The organism is Amycolatopsis sp. SID8362, assembly GCF_010550475.1.
Lineage (GTDB): Bacteria > Actinomycetota > Actinomycetes > Mycobacteriales > Pseudonocardiaceae > Amycolatopsis > Amycolatopsis eburnea.
In genome coordinates, this window is record NZ_JAAGNB010000735.1 from 79805 (window position 1) to 101307 (window position 21503).

Consider the following 21503-nt stretch of genomic DNA (forward strand, 5'->3'; position numbering starts at 1 on the left):
CAAAGGGGTTCTCTTTCGGGTGGCGCCAGGGAAACTGGCAATGTGATCGAACTCAGATGGGGCGCTCGTCGATCAGGCGGAGCGCCTTGCCCGTGCGCGGGTTCGTGACGATCGACGTCGGGGCGACCCATTCGACCGCCATTGGCGCGATGGCGCCTTTGGCCACCTGGTCGGCGAACCGCGGGAACATCGAGCTGATCTTGGCCCGTACGGTCCTGGTCGCGCGGTCGCGGTCCGGGACGTCGGCGGCGATGCGAAGGATGAGCTGGTCGCCGGTGGCTGACCGCCGCACGACGACCTGGAATCCGTCGATCGGGGCGTCGGTCGCCTCGGCGGCGGCTGTGCGCAGTGGGGCGAGGTTCAGGCTGACCAGGCCGATCCGGGCGCTTTCATCGGCGCGGCCGAGCAGGCGGTAGGTGCCTTCGCCGTAGTCGACCCACTCGCCGAGATCACCGAGCGGATACCGGATCATCGGCATCAGCCTCCGTGAAAGGTCGGTGAGCAGCAAGCGCCCCGGCTGTCCTGGTTCCTCGATCGGCCGGCCCGTTTCGACGTCGACGACCTCGATGATCCGAGTGGGCCGGAAGGCGCGGAACACCCGCACGTCGTCGCTCTCGGCGACCGGCGCGCCCAGTGCGCCACCGTCCACACTGCCATAACCGATCGACTTGATCGTCGCGTGCGGGAAAGCCTCGGCGAGGGTACCGCGCTGGTCGTCGTAGAACGGCTCCCCGCTGAACAGGAGCAGCCGGACAGCCGGCAAGGTGCCGATTGTTTCGCGAACCCGCTGTGCCAGTTCCACAAGGGAAGTCGGGAAACCGGCGACGACCGTGGCGGCGAAATCCTGGAGCGCGGGGACGGTGAACGACAGCGGCGAATTGCCCGCTATCGGCAGTTGAAGCACGTCGAACGGGGCTTCCTGAAGGACATTGTGGGTGAAGATGAAACTTGCGTACAGCTCGCCGACGTAGTAGAGATTCGCCACCCGGTCGCCCGGTCGGACCCCGGCCGGCGCCAGCCCCGTGGCGAACGTCCGGCACATGTCCTTCCACTCGTCCGCAGTGTACCAGGACATGCGCGGTTTCCCGGTCGTGCCGCCCGTTTTGAAGATCACCCCGTCGCCGGGGGTGCCCGTCAGCAACCGGTTGTCGTGCAGGGTGTTCGCGGCCCAGAACTCAGCCTGGTCGATTATCGGCAAGTCGGCGAGGCGAACCGGGCTGGTGGCGGCGGCATACAGGTGGCGGTAGAAGGGGGAGTTCGCTTGGGTGAATTCGACGAGTTCGGTGAGACTATCGGTCATTTCGCGCTCCGGAAGCGGTTGTCGACGACGGCGATGACCTTGCCGCTGGTCGGGGTGCGGCTGAAGGTACTGGGTTCGGTGATCTCGGCCGCCAGGTGCAGGCCACCGACGATCACGGCTTCGGCCAGCTGGCCGGATCGGGCGATGAACTCGCGGACGATCTCGTCCGGCTCGCCGGAAGCCATCCTGAGGGTCATGCGGTCGCCGTTGTCCAGCACGATCTGGAAGGCACCCGAGTAGCCGAACGCTTCCTCCGCGATCCGTTGGAGCTTCCGGTAGTTTAACGTCTGGAACCCGATGCGGAACACGTCACCCATCCGGCCCGCCAATTCGACCCGCGGGGTCCGCCGTCCGCACGGGCACGGCTCACCGACCAGGCGACCGAGATCGCCGATCTCGTAGCGCTCGATCCGCTGCCCCCGCCGGGTGTGCGCGGTGATGACCAGCCTGCCGATCGAGCCGGCCGGCGCGGGTTTGTCCAGCTGCTGGTCGAGCACCTCGACGGTGTACAGGTTGCTGAAGAGGTGATGCACCCCGGCAGGCGAGTCCTGGCACTGGAAGCCGAGCGGTCCGGCGTCGACCGTGCCGTACGCCGCGGAGTGGATCGTTTCGATCCCGAACTGCTCGCGTAGCCAGGCGATCTGGTGTTCGCTGAACAGCTCGCCGGCGTAGAAGATCTTCCGCACCCCACGGTAGCGGCGCAGCAGCTCGGCTTGCTCGGTGAACAGCAGCACGGCGAAGCTCGGCAAAGTGACCAGAGTGTCCACATTGTTGTCGACGATCGACGCCGCGATCTCCTCGAGCCGGGCGGGGTCGGCGCTCATCGGGAACTGGACCGCGCCCATTCGCTCGAGGCTGGAGAAGAAGCTGATGAACCCGGCGTACATGCGCCCACCGAAGAACAGGTTCATCACCCGGTCCGTGCGGGGGTCCAGGCCGCCGGCGAGCATGGCTTCCGCGCCGATCCGCATGTGCTCGGCGTAATCGGCCCAGGTGAACGACGAGAGCTGGGGTGCGCCGGAGCTGCCGCCGGACAGGAAGAACACTTCGCCGTCGCCGGACTGCAGCGTCCAGAACTTGGACTTGGGGGTGACCCGGACCGCCGGCACCGGCAACTCGCCGGCCTCGACAAGATCGTCCAGTGCGGTGTCGGTGTCGAACCGATCGTCGAGCTGGACGTCGACCCGCCGGCTGTACCGCTGGAGGGCATAGACGCCGTCGTGTGGTTCACCCGCGTATCCGGCGAGCATCTTCCCCGGTGTACTCACCCGCTGGACGCCGGTGCTCAGAAAAGCGCGCGCGAGCACAGCGGTGTCGTGACGGGACGCGGCGAGGCCGACAGTCTGCAGGTAGCGGCGCATCGGCCGGAGGGTGGCAGCGATCTTGGTACGCGGGAGCGGCTTCACCCACACCGAGCGGTAGAGCGGTGATGCGCGTAGCGCGGGACGACGGTCGGCCAGGACCCGCCACGATCCGTCACCGGCCGTGAGCACCTTCGTGAGACCGAGGTGCTGTTCCAGCTCGGCGACCACGGTCGTGTTGTTGATCTCCGCCCACTCCTGGTCGTCAGGCGTCCGTGGTTGCCCGCCCTGGACGACGGCCGCCAGCACACGGGCGAATCGCTGCGCGAACGCGACCACCTCGAAGTCGTCTTCGGCATCGAGGTAGATCACCTGCGGGCTGGAGCAGGCCTGCTGGTCGAGGCGGCAGATGTCGGCTGCGATGCCGTGGAGGACGTCGTTGGCCGACCAGGTGTCGCGGGTCAGGTAGGCGAAGGAGAGCTTCGGTCCCCAGTCGATCATGCGGGTGCCGGGTCGCACCAGCTCGGCGATGCCGGCCAAGGCTTCCTCGCCACCCCAGACCGCGACCGCGTCCGCTGGCTTGATCACGCGCTCGAGCCAGTCCTTGCGCGTGGAGGGGAAGCGCAGCACGATCAGCCGTCCGGCGATCAGGCCGGTGGGATCCTGCTCGGCCAGCGCCGCGAGGAGCTCCGCGGTGAACGACGAGTCGGTGCCGCTGATCTTGATGACGTTCAGATTGCCCGTCAGCAGCCCCTCGACGGCGCTGAGTACGCCGACTGTGGGGGCGTTGCTCGCGGCGATGTGTGTCAGGAGGCCGACCGGGACCCACGCCTCGAAGACCGGGACCCGGAAATCGAACCGGGTCAGCCTCGCCGACTCCAGGCCGCCCAGTTCACGGTTGACCTTGCGTTCCAGTTCGTTCCGGCTCAGTGCCGTCGCCAGCGCCGCGAAGGTGCTGTCGATCTCGTCGGACGGCAGTCCGTGGTCGGCCAGCATGCCGGCGAGGGACACGCGCAGGTGATCGTCGGATCGGGACAGCTTCGCGGCCAGCGTTTCGGCGGCGCGCATGACGGTGAGGGGAGTCAGCCGGTCGCCGCACAGCACGTGCTGCGCGCTCTCTTCCAGCGATTCGAGCAGATCAGCGGCCTTCTCGTCACAGACCCAGCGCCCCTGCCAGTAATGGTCGTTGCTCACGCTTTGTCCTTCAAGAGTTCAGCGGCGGCGATGGCGCAGCTGCGGTTGCGGGAGATCCCGGCGCGGCCGTGGACCTCGAACCACGGCGTCGCTGTTCCGCACCCGCATTCCTCCGGTGTGTGCAAGGAAGCGAGGTCGCCCATCAGCACGCTCTGCGCTGGAACCGAGGTGATGTACGGGGAGACGAACTGCAGGTATCCGCGTTCGCCGAACGGCAGGGGCGCCAAAGTGCGAACCGACCGGGTCAGGACCCGCGCCCAGGTCGGTACGTGCAGATGATGGCGGGCGCACTCGATGTAGGGGATGCTGTGCTCGACGGAGCCGAACCCGTCACGAATCCGTTCGTCGGGAATGCCGAGCTGCTTGCTGATCCGCGGGTAAAGCTCGCGCTTCGCGAGCTGTTTGTCCGCGTTTCCCTTCCAGCCACCACCGAACAGGACCAGCGAGCGTTCGTTGAGCCGGAGCGGCGGAATGCCCATGGCCGCCATCCGGTCGAGGGTGAAGCTCAGGAAGGCGGGGAAGCCGAAGATCCGCACCGGCCCGCCGTCTTCGGCGAAGCGTTGCAGCGCGCGGATGGCGCCGAACGCGTCGAACTCGTGGCCGCTTCCGGTGTGCGCGAGACCGTAGCTGAGCGAGGCGATCGGCGCGAAGTCGGTCAGGAACTGGCCGGTCCGGCTGCTGCCGAGACGCAGGCCCGGTTGCGGTTCGTTCGTGTAGAGCAGGTAGTGCACGGGCTCTCGCTTGTCGATCCAGCTGTAGTGATCGAAGATCCGCGCTACCATCTGCTGGCCGGACCGCACTGTCCAATCGTCCCAGAACATCTGCGATTTTTGCCCGGTGGTCCCGGACGAAGTGGCGTGCGCGGCGATGTCTTCGCGAGGTACCGACAGCACTTCGTGCATCTTGAAGAAGTTGGCGTGCACGTACGGCTGGCGGTGGATGTCCGCGATTGACGCCCACGGCTCGAGTCCGGCGGAGAGACTCCGGTAGAAGGGCGACCGGCCCGCGTGCCAGTCGTTCGATTCGTTCATCGCCGTGACGAACAGGTCATCGGTCAGCGCGTCGTGGCGGTACGGGTCGATGACGTCGCACAAGCGCTGGACACCGGCCAGGCTGACGGGGTCCGGCACGGTCGCCGGGTCGGTCAGGTGACGGTTCACCGGAATACTCCACTGGTGTCGAGGTGGCGCTGCGTCCACAGGTCGATGTACTGCTCGACGTAGGGGCGGAAGGCTTTGTCGATCGCGAGGCCGCGGAAGTCGAGTGGCTCCATGGTGCGGGTCATCACGACGTAGTCGTGGAAAACCCGGTCTTCCCGGCGCATGGCGGGGTACATCGCGGCGGGCAGGAAACCATGGGCCAGCAGCGCGCTCAGTTCTTCGAACGCGTGCAGCGGGACGATCGTCTCCAAGTAGAGTGCCCCGGACGCGTTCAGCAGTGTGATCAACGGTTCCAGGTGGGGCGCGAGCGCGAGGCCGCTCGGGGTGGCTCCCACGATCGTGCAATAGCCGTCGCGACGGGACATGTGCGCGTAGAGATCGAACGCGCCACTTTCTTCGGTGAGCAGGACGTTCGGCTGGTGGAACGGGTAGAACCTGCGGTAGGGGTCACGGACCTGCAGGTCGAAGGTGCGCCGGACGAAGCTCGGTGCGTCGACGAGTTCGATCTTCGCGTCGGACGCGAATTCGGCGTACTCGTTGGCGGGCACGAACTCCGGGAGTTTCGGCAACCCGATGGTCCGTTCGACCGCCAGCACGATCCGGCGCAGCGCGGCCGGCACTCGGTCCACGGGTGATCGCAGCTCGAGTACGCCTTCCCGGTGCCGGAGCAGCAGGGCCATCGTCTCGTGCCGTCCTGCCTTGCGGATGTTGGGGAGAATGCCCAGTCCGTGAAAACCGTTGGCCAGCATGATCCGTTGCGGAGCCGTGCCGATGGTGCGCGCGGTGCCGTACGCCGAATCGATGCCGTCGTCGGCAAGGAGGTCCTCGCTCAGGGCGCCGACCGCACTGCGGGCAAGGCTGTTCCCACGCGCCTCGGGGTGGACGACCAGGCCCTGCATTTTCGCCATGCGGTCCTGGGGTGCCACCTGCGCCAGGACGGTAGCGACGATCCGGCCGCGCGCACGGTGCACCAGCCAGGTGGTCGTGTCAGCGGCGATTTCCGCCGCCATCACGTCCTTGTCGGTGCCGTACGGCATCGCGTAGTTGCCGCCGTACACCGTGTGGAACAGGGAGTGCAGTTCTTCCACGTCGTCCGTGCGAGCAGGCTCGAACTCGGCCGTCACCAATTCTCCTCACGGAATGGTATTGCGATCGCAAGTGATGTACACGCGAGGATACTCGGTTCGCGCCGGAAAAAGCGAGGTCGGTGACTGCTCTCACGAGGGGCGTTGCCCCAATGTCGTCGAAGTGAAAATAGGGGAAGGTCTGGACTGATCGGCATCGTCTGATCGGATGAGACGGCGGATGAATCACCAGGGTGGATCGAGTCTTCTCATTTGCCGCCGCCCTACTTTCTGTGTGATGAGTGTCGCATGGTGTGGTTTGTTTGCCGTTTGCGCTTGAACTATCCGAATTGTTCTGTTTGTCTCGCTGCTTATGGACTTCAAAGCGCCGCTCGCCGACGCGGCACACAGCCGGTTCGAGGCCCTCGGCAGATACCTGCCGGCCACCGTCATGTCGACCGATGAAGTCATCGAGGGGATGGCCACCGAGCCACAGTTCGATCTGCACCGGATCACCGGCGTGCGTGAGCGCCGGGTCCACGACCGGCGGCCGGGTCACTTCGAGGACTCGTTCACCGTCGCAGCCATGGCCGCCAGGGACTGTCTGAGCCGGTCACGCTACCGCGCCGCGGATCTGGACATCGTGATCTCGGCGTCGATCACCCGCTTCGCCGAGGGGGACAAGCTCTACTTCGAGCCCTCATTCGCACTGTTGCTCGCCAAGGAACTGGGTGCGACGCCAGCGATCCACTTCGACGTCTCCAACGCTTGTGCCGGCATGATGACCGGAGTCCAGATCCTGGACCGGATGATCAAGGCCGGCATCGTCCGCAACGGCATGGTGGTCAGCGGCGAGCGCATCACCACGATCTCCGAGACCGCGATGCGGGAGATCAGAGAGCCCTACGACCTGCAGTTCGCCTCACTGTCGGTGGGCGACTCGGCCGCTGCCGTGATCATGGACCGTGCGGTGGACGACGCCGACCGGATCCACTACGTCGAGTTGATGACCTGCGCGGAGTACTCGGAGCTCTGCCTGGGCATGCCCAGCGACCGGAGCCAGGGCGTCGCCCTGTACACGGACAACCGGCGGATGCACAACGAGGACCGGTTCCGGCTTCCACCCGCGTTCCTCGGTGACTTCCTGGCCAAGCGAGGCACCACCTTCGCCGACGAGAAGTTCGACTACATCGTCCAGCACCAGATCGGTGCGAAGGCGGTGGAGTTGTTCAACCACGTCAACGAGGTCGTGCTCGGCGTGCCGATGCCGGAGACGCTCAACGTGCTCGAACGGCTGGGCAACACCGCGAGCACCTCTCATTTTCTCGTGCTGGCCGAGCACCTGAACTCCTTGCCCGGAACCAAGAAGTTCCTGTTGGTCCCGGCTGCTTCCGGGGTCGTGACCGGCTTCCTGTCCGCCACCATCACATCACTGGAGGTGTGAGTTGAGCGCCGTGATCAAGGCGACCGCCGTCAGCGCCGACCCCGTCGTGCGCAGCTCCGTCGAGCACGCCGCCATCGCTGCCGCCGAATGCCTTCACCGGGTCGGCGTCAACCACGACCAGGTCGACATCCTGATCAACACCGGGGTGTACCGGGACGCCAACATGGTCGAGCCCGCCATGGCGGCGATCATCCAGAAGGAAGTCGGGATGAGCCTCGACTACGCGTCCGGCCCGACGGCCCGGCCCGGGTTCTCCTTCGACCTGATGAACGGCGCTTGCGGCCTGCTCAACGCCGTCCAGATCGCGCAGGCGTCGTTCGCCACCGGCACCGCGGAACACGTCCTCGTGGTTTCCGGTGACGTTCATCCGTCCACCAAGGACGTCGAGGGATTCCCGTACGCCACGCTCGGTGCCGCCATGTTGCTGGCGCGTGCGGTGGACCGGGAAAGCGGCTTCGGTCCAGTGCGGACCGCTTCCGCGCCGGGGGCGGCCGGTGTCCGAGGCTACCTGGACACCGCGGTGATGGGCACCAGCGGCCGCGAACAGATCACCGTCGAGCAGGACGAGGACTACGTTCCACGCCTTGTCGAGCTGGCCGCCGGACTTGTCGCGGACTGTGCTCGGGAGGAGGACGTGGACCTGGCCGAGGCCACGCTGGTCTGCTCTCGGCCCAGCCACGACTTCGGCACGCTGCTCGCCGACCGGGTCGGTGTGGCCAAAGCAGCTGTGGTCACCGCCGACGGGGTGGCGGGTGACCCGCATTCCTCCGCGCTGACCCTCGCCTACCAGCAGCTGGACCACGCGGACTGTGCCCCCCTGCTGTTCCTCGCCGCCGGCGCCGGGCTGTCCGCGGCGTGCTCGGTTTACCGGAGCCTGAAATGAGCACGCCGTCCGCTGCGGACATGAAGTCGGGCGGTGTGGCGCGGCTGCTTCGGGCCAACGCCGCGGCCTTTCGGGACAAGGACGCGGTGGTCTTCCCGGTACGAGCGGGTTTCGAGCGGTTGAGCTACCGCGAGCTCGACGCGCGGTCCGACCGCTACGCCGCCGGGCTGCGCCGGATCGGCATCGATCGCGGAGTCAAGACCGTGCTCATGGTCAAGCCGGGGCCGGAGCTGTTCGTGCTGGCCTTCGCGCTGTTCAAAGTCGGCGCTGTGCCGGTGATCGTCGATCCCGGCATGGGGCTCAGGCGCATGATGCACTGCTACCGCGAGGTCGGGGCGGAGGCGTTCATCGGTGTTCCGGCCGCGCACGCCATGCGGGTGCTCAACCCCGGTGTGTTCGGCGCGCTGAAGGCGCGCGTCACCGTGGGCCGGCGCTGGTTCTGGGGCGGGCACACGCTGGCCGATCTCGACACCGGTGAACCCGGCCAGGTCACGACCGAGATCGGCGAGGACGACCTGCTGGTCATCAACTTCACCACCGGAAGCACTGGACCGGCGAAGGGCGTGGAGTACACCCACCGCACGCTGGTGGCCATGGCACAGGAGGTCGAGCGGACGCAGGGGCACTGCGCGGAGGACGTCTCGCTGGCCACGGTACCGCTGTTCGGGCTGCTCGACCTGCTGATCGGCGCCACCACGGTGCTGGCTCCGCTCGATCCGGCCCGGGTGGCGGACGCCGACCCGGCCACTCTGGCGGACGTCATGGCACGGTTCGAAGTGACCACCATGTTCGCCTCGCCTGCCCTGCTGCGCCCGCTCACCGAGCACCTGGCCCAGACCGGTCGGACATTGCCGGCGCTACGCCGTGTCATCGCCGGTGGCGCGCCGGTCACCGATTCCGTCGTGGACGGCGCGCGCACCGCGCTCGGTCCGGACGTGCTGCTGATGACCACCTACGGCGCCACCGAAGCGCTGCCGATCTCCTCGATCAGCGCCGCGGAGATCCTTGACGGGACCAGGAAGCTCACCCAAGCCGGGTACGGTACGTGCGTGGGACGACCGGTGCCGGGCATCGAGGTGCGCACCGTGCGAATCACCGACAAGCCGTTGACACAGTGGTCGGATGACCTGCTCACGGCGCCTGGCGAAGTCGGCGAGCTGGTGGTCGCCGGTGACCACGTGAGCAACCGCTATCACGGGTCTCCCGTGAACGACATCCGCGCGAAGATCCATGACGGCGCCCGGCGCTGGCACCGCACCGGTGACCTCGCCCGCATCGACGCAGCGGGGCGGATCTGGTTCTGCGGCAGGAAAACCCACCGCGTGGACAGTGCGGACGGCACGTTGTTCTCGGTGTGCTGTGAAGGGGTCTTCAACGCCCACCCCGATGTGCTCAGGACCGCGCTGGTCGAAGTGGGCGGGCGACCGGTGATGTGCTTCGAGCCCGTAGCGGGAACACCCCGGCGCGAGCTCCCCAGGATCACAGCCGAACTTCGCGAGCTGGGTGGCAGGCAGCAAGTCACCGAGCACATCAGGGACTTCCGGCCCCATCCCGGGTTCCCGGTGGACATCCGGCACAACGCCAAGATCGGCCGCGAGCTGCTCGCCGAGTGGGCCGCGGCACCACGAGTGCGGCCGAACGCACTCTGGCTGGTGCCGCTGGCCGGCTGGGCGTATCTGCTGTACGGGCTGGTCTGGCCGCTGGAAAATCCGGCGCTCCAGGCGCTGTTCTGGATAGACGTCCTGCTCAGTGTGGTGGTGCACGGGCTGCAGATTCCCGTCGCTCTCTCCCGGGCCCGCCCGGCGGGCCGCCGGCCGCGCACGACCGTCTTCCTGACGATGTTGCTCGGCGCGACCTGGTGGAAACGGCTTCCCGGAGGAAGGCGATGAAGGCATTGGTAACCGGCGCGTCCGGTTTCCTCGGCGGTCACCTCGTCGAGGGGTGCCTGGCCGCCGGTGACAAGGTGACCGCCCTGGTAAGGCAGAGCAGCGACCTGCGGCATCTGCGCACGCTGCCCGAGGTCGAGCTGGCCACGGCCGAACTGTGCGATGTGGACGGTCTGCTCGAGGCGACCCGGGGGGTGGACGTCATCTACCATTCCGCCGCGCGTGTCGCCGGCCACGGCAGCCGCGCCCAGTTCTGGGCGGAGAACGTGCTGGGCACACAGCGGCTGTTGGCTGCCGCCCGGCGCAATGGAGTGTCGCGGTTCGTCTTCGTGAGCAGTCCGAGCGCACTGATGGACACGCGGGCAGGCGATCTAGTCGACATCGATGAGAGCCAGCCCTACCCGCGGCGGTACTACAACCGCTATTCCGAGACCAAGGCCGCCGCCGAGCAGCGGGTGCTGGCCGCGAACTCCAGCACGCTGGTCACCTGCGCGCTGCGTCCGCGCGCGATCTGGGGCCCGCGGGACCGTCGGGGCTTCATGCCGAAGCTGGTCGGCAAGATGCGAGCCGGGCGGCTGCCGGACCTGTCCGGCGGCCGGACCACGTTCGCCTCGATGTGCCACTGCGACAACGCGGTGCACGCGTGTTTGCTGGCGGCCAGGTCCGACCGGGTCGGCGGCAAGGCATACTTCGTCACCGACGCCGAGCGCACCGACGTGTGGGGTCTGCTCCGACGCTTGGCGGAGATGTTCGGCGGGCGGCCACCGAGCCGGTCCATCCCACCTCGAGCAGTCGACGTCCTGGCGGGCGCCGTTGAGCTGGTGTGGCGGATTCCGTTACTGGGCAACAAGTATCCGCCGCCGCTGACCAGGTACGAGCTGACGTTGCTGACCAGGTCGTCGACCTATGCCATCGACGCGGCCGAACGTGATTTCGGCTATCGACCCCGGGTGGACCAGGAAACCGGCCTGATCCGGCTCGCCGAGTGGATCCAGCGGGCCGGCGGCGTCGAAGCGTATGCCGGAGGGACGTGGTGAACCGATTCACCCGGCCCATCTCGCCGACCGAGTGGTTCTACCTGGCAGCGGGGTCTCTGGTGATCCAGCTCGTGGTGCGGGGAGAGGGAACGATCGACGGCGCCGCGCTGCGCCGCGCCGTCGCCGCGGCCGGGGACGCCTGTCCCGGGTCCCGTCTGGTCCGGCGCGACCGCCGTTGGGTGGACAGTGGACTGGCGCCGCCGGTACGTGAGATCCGATCGATTGACGAGGACCGGTTCGAGTCGGCGGCGCTGCGGCGGCCGCTGTCCGCCGACGGACCGACCTGCGAGGTGCTGGCTCTGCCGGACGGTGTGGTGTTCCGGACGAACCACGCTGCCATGGATGGGCGAGGTGCGCTCCGCTGGGCGCATGAGGTGTTCCGCGCGTTGCGTGCCGAACCACCGGTTCCCGCGCTGTCCGAGGCCACCGACTTCGAACTCGTGGACCGCTTCGGTGGCGGAACTTCGGACCGTCCGCTGCGCAGCCGATCTCCGTTCAGCGGGCGGGGCCGGGGTTTCCTGGTTCGGCGACGCACCATTGCCGGAATCCACCCCGGACTGGTCGCCAAGCTCGCCGCCGCGACAACCGGCTTCTCCGGCCACGGGCACGCCAGCTACCTGGTGCCGGTCGACCTGCGGCGGCACGATGCCACGATCGACTCGACCGCAAACCTGGCACTGCCGATCTTCCTGGATGCCCGGCCTGGGCAGGACTGGCGCGAACTTGACAAGCAGCTGCTCGGCGCATTGTTTCGACGGCTGGACTTGACGAGTGGTACCGAACGGCTGGCTACGCGGCTGCCGATCGGGCTACTGGGCCGGACACTCCGCGTGCTGGGTCCGGTCAGCGCCCGGCTGGACCGCAACCTGGCGACCGCGATCATCTCCCACCTCGGCAAGATCGACCTGGCGGCGCTGTCCACCGAGGGATTCACCGCGTCGACCGCCTATGCGCTACCTGTTGACGCGCCGTTTACGCCGCTGTCCTTGGTCGTCACCGAATGCGACGGCCGCACCGAGATGACACTGGGCTGCGCCGGCGGCGCGGGTCTCGCGAGCCAGGCTGAAGCTCTGCTGGACCAGATCGAGGAGCTGTTGTCACCCAGCGCTATCCGCGGGTGACCGGGCAGAACGCTGGACCCCACGGCGGAGTTGTGGGTGTTCGTCATGGGAGAGTCCCCGGACTTCGCACCGTTCCGGTTCCGGCTGTCCCACTACGGGATGGGGATGGACGACAGCGTGGCCGATGCGGCAACGCAAGCGCTGGCCGACCTACTGTTCGAAATGGAGCTGCGCGGATATCGAGGAGCTGGCAGACAGGATCACCACAGCGTGCGTCGCGCTATCCCGGAGGTGTTCGGCCTGCAGAGCAGAGAACCCCTTCGCCCTATGGGGCGGAGGGGTTCTCTGTCGTGGGAGGGCTGGTGGGTGCACGACATGGCGCACCGCCGGTAGCCGACGATCACGTGCCCTGTCCCTGCTGCTGTGCCAGCGTCAGGACGCCGATGTGCGGACCGGGGTTGGCGTGCGGTGTGTCGTCGGTCAGCCCGCTGAAATCCAGCTGGCACGCGTCGACCGACAGCGTGCCGTTGGACGTCGTGGCCTGCCCGGGGAGGGACAGGCTGTTCACGTAGTCGCCCCGTGCGGTGACCTCGCCTGCCATCACGCGGAGCGCCGCTGGGCAGTCCGGCACGTGCCAGGCGTCGGCGAATTGCCGTTGCACATCGGGGGGGCGAACACCGAACACGCCTGCCGGTCATCCGGGTTGAACCGGGCAATGTGCTCAGCGAGGAAGTTGACCATGCTCGCCGGGGTGTGGGGGAGGGTTCGTGCGATCGCTTCATCCGTGGGCTTGATCGAGTTCCTGCTGTGCCTGGCGTTCCTGCCGGGCCGCGTCCACCGTCAGCATCACCGACCCCGCAGCGACCAGTACCACCCCCAAGTGCGAGCGCCCCCGCCGTCTGCCAGCGCCGCACCCGCGGCCGCACCAGCGCAGCCACCCCGGCGCCCGTGACCGCGACGCCCGTCAGCAGCACCCACTACCAGGGGGCCACACAGGTCAGCAGCCACACCCCGACCATCACCGGCGGCACGCGACGCGCCACCACCAGCACCGCCACGAGACCGCCGGCTCCGCCGAACAAGCACGGCCACATCTCCCAACCTGACAGCCACCAGCGCCAGGATCGCCGAACCGATCAGCGCGGGAACGCGTACGGCACGCTCAATCGCCGCTCGTCGCCGATTCCGGTCCTGATCTCAGGCCGCTTTCCGTTCCCCTGCTGCCCCCTGGACCAGCGGCGACGACGCCGTCACCTGCTGCAAGAAGCTTGCCGGGTGAGACATTCTCTGAGCGTGCCGGGCCGTGGTTATGGGAGTGTTCCGGGGTCGAATTCGATCCAGGCGATGGCTGTGGTGGGGTCTGTGCACAGTCGAGCCGGGACGGTGGCGGTTCGGTTCTCGACTGTTAGGCCGCGGATCTCCAGTTGCCAGATCCACTCGCCGGAGCGGCCGGTGGGGTCGCCGTGGGTCTGGAGAGTTTGGTTGTCGAGCCAGCCGTCGTCGTCGGCCGCCAGGGTGATGGTCACCCCACTGATGGGGCCTGGGTCGCCGGACCAGCGGAACAGGTTGCGGCGCTCGTCGGAGTCCTCGACGGTGTCGTGGTAGGTGTGTGTCACGTAGTGGAGGGCCGCGTCGGCGCTGACCGGCGCCGCCTGCTGCTCGGGCGTGTCACCCGCGGTGATGTCCGTGGGGTGCTGCTGCGGTTCGGGGGGCTGGGGGATCGGCTGCCATTGGGTGCCGTCCCACCAGTAGTTGCCGTCCTCGGACCGCAGGCCGATCTGCGTGGTGGCGTCTTCAGGGGTGGCGGCGGTCTCGGGTGTGGTGGTTTGGGTGATGGCGGTGATCTTCAGCGGTGTCCGCTCGGGGGTTTCGCCGGGGCGGCTGCGCAGGAGCTGCCTGCAGGTGGGGCAGGTGGGCACGATGTTCGGGTTGTCTTGTAGGAGTGCTGTTTGCGGGTAGGCCCAGGCTGCGAGGCAGGCCCAGTGGAAGTAGTGCGGGCAGCCTCCTGCCGGCTGCGCGATCTCGGAGTTCTCGGTGAAGTTGTCTTGGCAGATGATGCACGTGTCGACCAGGGCTTGATCGGCGGTCTTGACCGCGCCGCCGGAGGTGAGGGTCACCGTGTCCCCGGCAGGCAACGCGTCGTAGTCGGGTGCCTGGCCCAGCGGGTACTCCCGAGAACCCCGCGCCCGCGCCGCTGCTCGATCGCGCTCCAGGATGGCGCGGTAGGCGGTGGCGGTGATCCAGGTCAGGCCCGTGGCATTGGGATTTTCGGGTCGATCGACACTGTGGAGGTACCAGTCCTGGTCCGTGTTCCCGTTGATCGCGCGCCACCAGCCCGGGGCTTCGCGCTGCACGCGGGAGAAGCAGCCCCTGATGGCGATGTACTCGGTCCTGGTGATCCAGTTCAGGCCTTCGGCGTTGGGGTCAGCGGGCTCGACATCACTCTGGAGATACCAGTCCCGGGAGATATTGTCATCGGTCGCGCGCCACCATCCCGGGCCCAGGCCCTCGAGGTTGCCGAAGCGCCCTCGGGCGTCGATTGCCCACTCACGCTCTAGGCTGGCGCTCCAGGCATAACGGGTGATCCAGTTCAGGCCTTCGGCATTGGGGTTTTCGGGCCGATCGTCACTGTGGAGGTACCAGTCCTGGTCCGTGTTCCTATCGATCGTGCGCCACCAGCCATCGCCCGCGCGCTTCACGCGGGAGAAGCGGCCCCTGGTGGCGATGTACTCGGTCCTGGTGATCCAGTTCAGGCCTTCGGCGTTGGGGTCAGCCGGCTCGACATCACTGTGGATATACCAGTAGTCGAAGATATTGTCATCGGCCGCCCGCCACCATCCCGAACCCAGGTCCGTGAGGTGGCCGAAGCGGCCCCGGATGGCGATGCACTCGGTCCTGGTGATCCAGTTCAGGCCTTCGGCATTGGGATTCGCGGGCTTGACATCACTGTGGAGATACCACTTCTCCTTGGTGTTCTCATCGGTCGCAGACCACCAGCCCCGGCCCGCGCTCTCCACGTCTCGGGAGAAGTGGCCTCGGATGGCGCGGTAGGCGGTGGCGATGATCCAGTTCAGGCCTTCGGCATTAGGATTCGCGGGCGTAACATCACTGTGGAGATACCACGGCTCGTCGGTGTTCTCATCGATCGCACGCCACCAGCCCTCGCCCACGTTTTTGGGGCTGCCGAAGCGGCCCCGGATGGCGCGGTAGGCGGCGGCGGTGATCCAGTTCAGGCCTTCGGCATTGGGATTCGCGGGCTCAACATCACTCTGGAGATACCACGACTCGCCGGTGTTCTCATCGAGCACACACCACCAGCCCTGGCCCACCTCATCCGGGCTGTCGAAGCGGCCTCGGATGGCGAGGTACTCGGTCTTGGTGATCCAGTTCAGGCCTGCGACATTGGGGTCAGCGGGCTCAACATCACTCTGGAGAAAGCAGCGCTCGTAGCTGTTGTCATCTACCGCGCTCCACCAGCCGAGGCCCTCGTCAAAGGGGCTGTCGAAGTGCCTTGTTGTTGGCATGCTGTCCGAACCTTCCATCACCTGGGCCGCGCTGGATGCTGACCCTGCCCATGACGCCACCGGCCAGGCTGCAAGACAGCCAAATCGGTCAGCACCGAGCCTAATGAGATCGGACAACATGCTCGACCGGCGCTGGGCAATCACGAGTGCACGAAACGACGGCCAACCGGGCAACTCAGCGCACGGTCCGACGGTCCCGGCGAACACAGCGCCAATCCCGGCCGCCTCCCCACATCCGTATCAACGGACCCGGGATGCTTGGCGCAGAGAGGTGCCGCGTTCACGAGATGCCCAGCTTCGTTATCGCCTGGTCAGGGGCGTGTCCTTCGTGTCAGGCGTCGTCCGCAACCATCGCCGGGATCCCGGCCAGCAGCAGCGGGATTGGCCAGCCGAGCAATGTCAGGGTGTCCGCGCCCGTGCTGGCGAGTGAGTCGGTGTCGTCGGACACGGTGGGGCCTCCGGTGCCGCCGTTGGTCTGGCTTGGTGGGGCCCGGCGATCCCGTTGCCGGTTTCCTTCAGTGGGTTGTTCGTGATCGGAACGCAGCCGTTCTTGTTAAACACGGTCTTCGCTAGAATGTGCCGGATTTGACGACGAAACGCATTGTTGTGACGGTGACCCAAAATTGATGGGAGCAGGCATTGGTAGTTGCGGATCGGCCACCTGTTGCTGTTGCGGCTGGGCAGGCTGTGGTCCTCCGTACAGTTCTTGGATGTACGCGATGGCATCCAATATGGTGGTGTCGTCGTAGGCGTGCTGGCAGTGGTTGAGTATCTTGACGAAGTCGTCGCTGGCCTCAGTGACCGCGTAGTGGCGCGGCCGGCGTTTGAGGATCTCGATGTTGTTCTCGTTGAAGGCGGTTTTCTTCCTGGGTCGTTGTGCAAGACGACTCGGATTGTCGTGGATCTGCTGGAACTGTTTCTGAGGTAAGCTGGATAACGCCTGCTGGAAAAAGTTTGCTTTCCCGGCTCGGTCATGTGGTCATCATCGATGATTTCGTTGAGGACGGCCGGGTCGGTCGACGCGGCATCGATTCCGTCAGCAGGAAGCGCTTGGGCGAGCTCGGCGGCCGCTTCCTGCCCTATCGGCGCGGCCGGAGCACCTCCGCCGGGACAGCCTCCACCGTCAGCATCTCGGACGAAGCCGGAATGGCCGCGTCCGCAGCGGCACCGACGAAATCGGCTCGGTACGTCGGCCAGCCCGCCGCAGTACCGTCCCAGCCGACCTGATTACCGCGAAGAACCGCTTGTCGAGGTTCAAGCTCTTCCGGGCCGGCCTCAGCGGCAGCATTGCCCGCCACCGCATCTGAGCCAGCGCCAGTCTGCCGCGGAAACAAGAGACCGGACCAAGGTCGCCGACGGTCCTCATGGTCTCGGCGGGCATGGCGAACACCCTCGACCAAGCCGGCCGGATCGCCCTCGCCCTCCTTGACTTGCGCCCGGTAAGCTTCACGCAGGAACCCTCCTCCATCACTCCTCCTCGCAGTACTCAACAGGTTAGGCGTCACCCATACCCGCCTGGTGTCCGAGAAGGCGTGCCGGGCGGGAACCGTTTCCTGCACGTCCGCACCCGGGGGAACCTCGACGCCGACCGCAGCAGCTGTCCCCGGACAGGGCCGGGCGGCCCCTCCATTCGGGCAGCGACGGTGCGTGTGGGCGGAATGCCTGGTCGCAAGGTGGTCAACACGTAAGGTGTCGCCGGTGCACCGGCCGGCGCCGACGCCCACGACGGCCGGTCCAATCGGGACACCTACCGGTCGATGACGTAGAACCTGCGCAGCTCAGCCACCGGGGCAGACGACAATTCAGGCGGATGGCGCGGTATTGCACTTCGCGGCCGCTGCGATGGACCGGTCCGCGGGATCGGCGCCAGATCGCCGTCTGCGGGGAGTCCAGAGCGAGATCGATCCAGAGGCTGGAAGCGACCTGCCGGTCGACGATCAGGCAGGCGAACACGTCGAGGATGAACGCGACGTAGACCCAGCCGCCGGCAGTGCGGACGTAGGTCAGGTCCGAGACCGACGACTGGTTCGGGCGAGTGGTGGTGAAGTCGCGTTCGACCGGATCGCCAGGCCGCCCGGTCTCGGCGGCCGGCCTGGTGGTGCGCGGGAACTTGTCGCGCCCGGGGCGGGACAGAGACCTGGGTGACCTTGCTCTTGTGCCGGGGCCCTGACCGGGCGGTGCGGGCCGGGCGCCAAGGACGCGTTCAGCTGATCTGCGGAGTCGTCCAAACAGTCGATGGGCCGGGTGATCCGCGCTGGACCGCCAGTCAGCAGTTCGGACGATGTCCTCTCCCGGCGGCGCGGTGCTTCGATCGGGCTTCCCAAGTGGATGACCCCGCTGGAACTCGAGAAAGGACGCTGATTCGTGTCGTATCGTCCGTCGTTTCCAGGCCCCGCTGCCGACCCGATCGATCGGGGGGCGACCGGTCGTCAGGCGGAGTGGTTCCCGGTCGGCGGGGCCTCACCGGCCGATGCGGCGTGTCCGGCGGGAGACGCTGACCCCCAAGCCGCCGCCCCGCTCGGCCCGTCGCTGTTGCCCCGTTCGGCTGGCTACCGGAAGACCCGGTCGTCAGTGAGCCTGGATCCGGCGACGTGTTGAGCGGGAAGGCGGGCAGCGACTACTTCGCGACCGGCGGGGTGCCCGACCGCCGGCTGGCGTCGGTGGAAAAGCTGTGTGAGCTTGCAGAACCTTATGCGCACAGCCCACAGCACGACGGACTGTTCCGAGACGCGATGGACGAGGTGAACCAGTGGCACGCGGAAAACTCGGCCTTCTTCAAAGGTCTGCTCCGGCGGAAAGGATCCCCCAGCCTCGCCGACGGCCTTGACCTTGCCGCGTTGCCGTTCGTCCACGCGGACGTCTTCAAGAGCTATCAACTGCTGTCGGTGTCGCGGCAATCGATCGTGCTGGAGCTGACTTCGTCCGGCACGACTGGGCGGAAGTCGCGGATGTTCTTCGACGACTGGTCGATCCGCTCGGCGCAGCGGATGGTCGCGAGGATCTTCGACCACCTCGGCTGGCTGAGCGCGTCGGACGAGGCCAACTACTTGCTCTACGGCTACGAGCCGAGCCAAGCGGCGTCGAGGGGTAGTTCGTTCACCGGCAACTACCTGTGTGATTTCGCACCGCGTCGCTCGGTCGAGTACGCGCTCCGGGACGACGGCACCGGGCACTCGTTCGACTTCTTCGGCTGCGTCCGCGCGCTCCAGCGGTTTGCCGAGGACGGCGTGCCGGCCCGGATCTTCGGGTTTCCCACGTTCCTCCACGCGACGATCCGTCGGATGCGGGCGCTCGGCCTGCCTGCTCTGCAGCTCCCGGCCGGCTCACTGGTGTTCCTCGGCGGTGGGTGGCCAGAGCGGGGCCCCGAACAGATTCGGAAGGCGGTGCTGTACCGGGAGATTTCCGAGTATCTGGGTATCCCGGCCGAACGTGTCCGGGACTGCTACGGCGCCGTCGAGCACTGGGTTCCCTATGTGGAATGCCGCAACCACCAGCTTCATGTCCCGGTGTGGGCTCGCGTGCTCATACGTTCGGTCGCGACGCTGGAGCCACTCCCGGCCAGGGAAGTCGGCTACCTGCAGCTGATTTCACCCTACGTCACCTCGGTCCCGGCGCAGAGCGTGCTGATGACCGACCTCGCTGCAGTGTTCCCGGCTGCCGACTGCGGATGTGAGTGGAACACGCCGTGGTTCGTCGTGTACGGCCGCGCGGGCGTCGGGCCCGGCCGTAGCTTCCCCGTGGTGACAACGGAATTTCCGGGAGACAAGGAATGACCAGAGGAGCACATTTCTGGCGTGGGAAATGGATCACCGAGAACGCGGCTGAGCGGCGCCTCCGTTCCCTGGCCGGCGAAGCCTCGGACGTCCTTGGTGAACCGTTCCCCGTCTCGCTCGTCGTCGACGCGTGCGCTCACCTGTCAGCTGACCTCGCGAACTCCTCCGGGCCGGTCAGAAAGCGGCTGTCGCCGTACCTGGGCACCATGACGACGGAAGCCGCAGGTGAAGCCCTTGCCGAGTTGTCCCGTGAACTGACGCGGGAAGCGTTGTACGAGAAGTTGGAACGGGAACTGGGTGGCCCGGCATCGGGACGCTTCGTGCGGGTCAGTGCCCGGGCCAACCCGTTCGAGAGCTGGGAGCCGGTCGGGCTGCTGGTGCACATCCTTCCGAACAACGCGCCGGCCATCGGGGTGCTGAGCGTCGTCGAAGGTCTGCTGACCGGAAATTTCAATGTCGCGAAGGCGGGTAGCCGGGACACCGCGTTCACTTTCGCCGTACTGGCCGAACTCGCGGCGAAAGACCCGACCGGGCGGCTTGCGCAGCGGATCGTGGGGCTGCGATTCCCGGCTGACCGGAGTGACTGGCTGGAACTGCTGTGTGCGGACGCGGACGCCGTCGCGGTCTGGGGCGGTGACCGTGCGCTCGCCGGAATCCGGGGGTTCGTGACGCCGGGGTGCCGTCTGATCGATTGGGGGGCGAAGATCTCGGTGGGCTATGCCACTGAGAGCCACTTGCACGACGAGGAAACACTCGACGCGTTCGCTCGGATGGCTTGTGCGCCGGTGCGGCACGCGTGCTCGAGCCCGCAGGTGATCTACGCCGGGACAACCGATCACCGGGAACTGATGGCGTTCGGCGAGCGGTTCACCAAGGTGCTGCAAACGGTTCCGCCGGCCGCGTCCGAAGACTGGTTGAGCCTTCAAGAGCAGGCGGAGATCAGCAACACCATCCTGGTTGCCGACCACGAGGAACTCCTCAGCCTGACGCAGGTGCAGGGCGAGGCGGGGGACCGCCGGCGGGTGATCGTCGACATCCGGCCGGACCTGCGCGCTTCGCCATTGCACCGGATAGTGTGGGTGAAGCCGCTGCCGCGGGACCAGATCACCGCAACGCTCCGGCCGTATCGCCGATACTTGCAGACTGCCGGGCTGGCGGCGACGCGGAGCGAGGCTCCCGCTCTGGTACGCCGGCTGATCTCGGCGGGCGTCGACCGGATAACGCGTCCCGGCGAAATGCTGTCGGGCTACCCGGGCGAGCCACGCGACGGCGTCTACGCGTTGCAGCGATACAGCAGGCGGGTGGGCGTGCGGCACGGCGGACCTTTCGGCGAGGGCCGTGACCTGCCCGACGTCGGCAACCGGGGCCGGCTGGCCGGGGACTTGTGATCGATCGGCTATTCGGTGCCGACGTGTGGCGGTGCTCGGAAAGGAAGAGCGACGTGCCCTTTGTGATGCACTGCCGGGCAAGGTGAGGGTGGATATCGGTCCGGCGGCAGGCAGTCACCGAAATTCCCTTTCCTCGACTGCTCGTGGAACGCGCCGACGATGCCCGTTGGCGCGCTCGGACAGGTAGTGGGACGTGCCCTTCGAGACATTGTCGAGTTCAGCCGGAATGACCGGCTCGCTGCGATGCTTTACTGGGAACCACAGGCAGCGGTAGCAAGCTACGACGCGCGTTCTTCGGTTGTCGTGCGGTGGAAAGGTGTCCATGATGCCGGCAAAGGTGGGCGGGTACCCGGTGGGGCCGCCGCCCGCGCGCGGCCCGGGCGAGCATCGGCAGACGGGCGGTCGGACACTCCGGGGAGCGGCCAGGCACCACCAGCCGTCCGGTCCGGGCCGACGGACAACCTACCGGATCACCGCCGTTGGCCTCG

At 67.1% G+C, this 21503-nt stretch carries 15 protein-coding genes; 9 read left to right on the forward strand and 6 right to left on the reverse strand.

Annotated features, from left to right (window positions below):
* Positions 1 to 52: 52 nt before the first annotated feature.
* From G3I65_RS22795 to G3I65_RS22810, 4 genes are all read right to left on the reverse strand, one after another.
* A complete protein-coding gene (locus G3I65_RS22795) occupies positions 53 to 1300 on the reverse strand; it encodes a phenylacetate--CoA ligase family protein (RefSeq protein WP_160697907.1) in 1248 nt (415 codons plus the stop codon).
* Entirely contained in the window at positions 1297 to 3795 is a 2499-nt protein-coding gene (locus tag G3I65_RS22800) for an acyl-CoA reductase (RefSeq protein WP_160697908.1), read from the reverse strand. Before G3I65_RS22800 ends, G3I65_RS22795 begins: the two co-directional genes overlap by 4 nt.
* A complete protein-coding gene (locus G3I65_RS22805; protein ID WP_255481933.1) occupies positions 3792 to 4826 on the reverse strand; it encodes a hypothetical protein in 1035 nt (344 codons plus the stop codon). Before G3I65_RS22805 ends, G3I65_RS22800 begins: the two co-directional genes overlap by 4 nt.
* Before the next feature lie 125 nt (positions 4827 to 4951).
* A complete protein-coding gene (locus G3I65_RS22810) occupies positions 4952 to 6079 on the reverse strand; it encodes a GNAT family N-acetyltransferase (protein WP_160697910.1) in 1128 nt (375 codons plus the stop codon).
* Between the two features lie 313 nt (positions 6080 to 6392).
* Between G3I65_RS22810 and G3I65_RS22815 the strand changes: the two genes are divergently transcribed.
* The 5 genes from G3I65_RS22815 to G3I65_RS22835 are packed head-to-tail and all read left to right on the forward strand — an operon-like array spanning position 6393 to position 12390.
* Positions 6393 to 7463: a 3-oxoacyl-ACP synthase III family protein gene (locus G3I65_RS22815; protein ID WP_203612468.1), complete on the forward strand. Its 1071-nt coding sequence runs from the start codon at positions 6393 to 6395 to the stop codon at positions 7461 to 7463.
* 1 nt (position 7464) lies between these two features.
* On the forward strand, positions 7465 to 8346 hold the full coding sequence (locus G3I65_RS22820; protein ID WP_160697911.1) for a hypothetical protein: 882 nt from the start codon (positions 7465 to 7467) through the stop codon (positions 8344 to 8346).
* Positions 8343 to 10235, forward strand: a complete 1893-nt coding sequence (locus tag G3I65_RS22825; RefSeq protein WP_203612469.1) for a fatty acid CoA ligase family protein — start codon at positions 8343 to 8345, stop codon at positions 10233 to 10235. Before G3I65_RS22820 ends, G3I65_RS22825 begins: the two co-directional genes overlap by 4 nt.
* Positions 10232 to 11269: an NAD(P)-dependent oxidoreductase gene (locus G3I65_RS22830; protein WP_160697912.1), complete on the forward strand. Its 1038-nt coding sequence runs from the start codon at positions 10232 to 10234 to the stop codon at positions 11267 to 11269. The genes G3I65_RS22825 and G3I65_RS22830 overlap by 4 nt, the downstream gene beginning before the upstream one ends.
* Positions 11266 to 12390, forward strand: a complete 1125-nt coding sequence (locus G3I65_RS22835; protein ID WP_160697913.1) for a peptide synthetase — start codon at positions 11266 to 11268, stop codon at positions 12388 to 12390. Before G3I65_RS22830 ends, G3I65_RS22835 begins: the two co-directional genes overlap by 4 nt.
* Positions 12391 to 12730: 340 nt before the next feature.
* On the opposite strand, the gene G3I65_RS56510 is transcribed toward G3I65_RS22835, so the two are convergent.
* On the reverse strand, positions 12731 to 12991 hold the full coding sequence (locus G3I65_RS56510; RefSeq protein WP_203612470.1) for a hypothetical protein: 261 nt from the start codon (positions 12989 to 12991) through the stop codon (positions 12731 to 12733).
* 646 nt (positions 12992 to 13637) lie between these two features.
* Positions 13638 to 15872 carry an RING-H2 finger protein gene (locus G3I65_RS22845; RefSeq protein ID WP_239071388.1) on the reverse strand — a complete coding sequence of 745 codons (2235 nt, stop codon included), beginning with the start codon at positions 15870 to 15872 and terminating at the stop codon, positions 13638 to 13640.
* Between the two features lie 628 nt (positions 15873 to 16500).
* Between G3I65_RS22845 and G3I65_RS22850 the strand changes: the two genes are divergently transcribed.
* From G3I65_RS22850 to G3I65_RS22865, 4 genes are all read left to right on the forward strand, one after another.
* Complete coding sequence (locus G3I65_RS22850; RefSeq protein ID WP_160697915.1) at positions 16501 to 16782, forward strand: hypothetical protein; 282 nt, start codon at positions 16501 to 16503, stop codon at positions 16780 to 16782.
* Between the two features lie 26 nt (positions 16783 to 16808).
* Positions 16809 to 17081 (forward strand): hypothetical protein, encoded by a 273-nt coding sequence (locus G3I65_RS22855; RefSeq protein WP_160697916.1) that lies wholly within the window; start codon positions 16809 to 16811, stop codon positions 17079 to 17081.
* Between the two features lie 1364 nt (positions 17082 to 18445).
* Positions 18446 to 19627, forward strand: coding sequence for a hypothetical protein (locus G3I65_RS22860; protein ID WP_203612471.1), 1182 nt, complete (start codon positions 18446 to 18448; stop codon positions 19625 to 19627).
* Positions 19624 to 21015, forward strand: coding sequence for an acyl-CoA reductase (locus tag G3I65_RS22865; RefSeq protein ID WP_160697917.1), 1392 nt, complete (start codon positions 19624 to 19626; stop codon positions 21013 to 21015). Before G3I65_RS22860 ends, G3I65_RS22865 begins: the two co-directional genes overlap by 4 nt.
* The last annotated feature ends 488 nt before the right edge of the window (positions 21016 to 21503 follow it).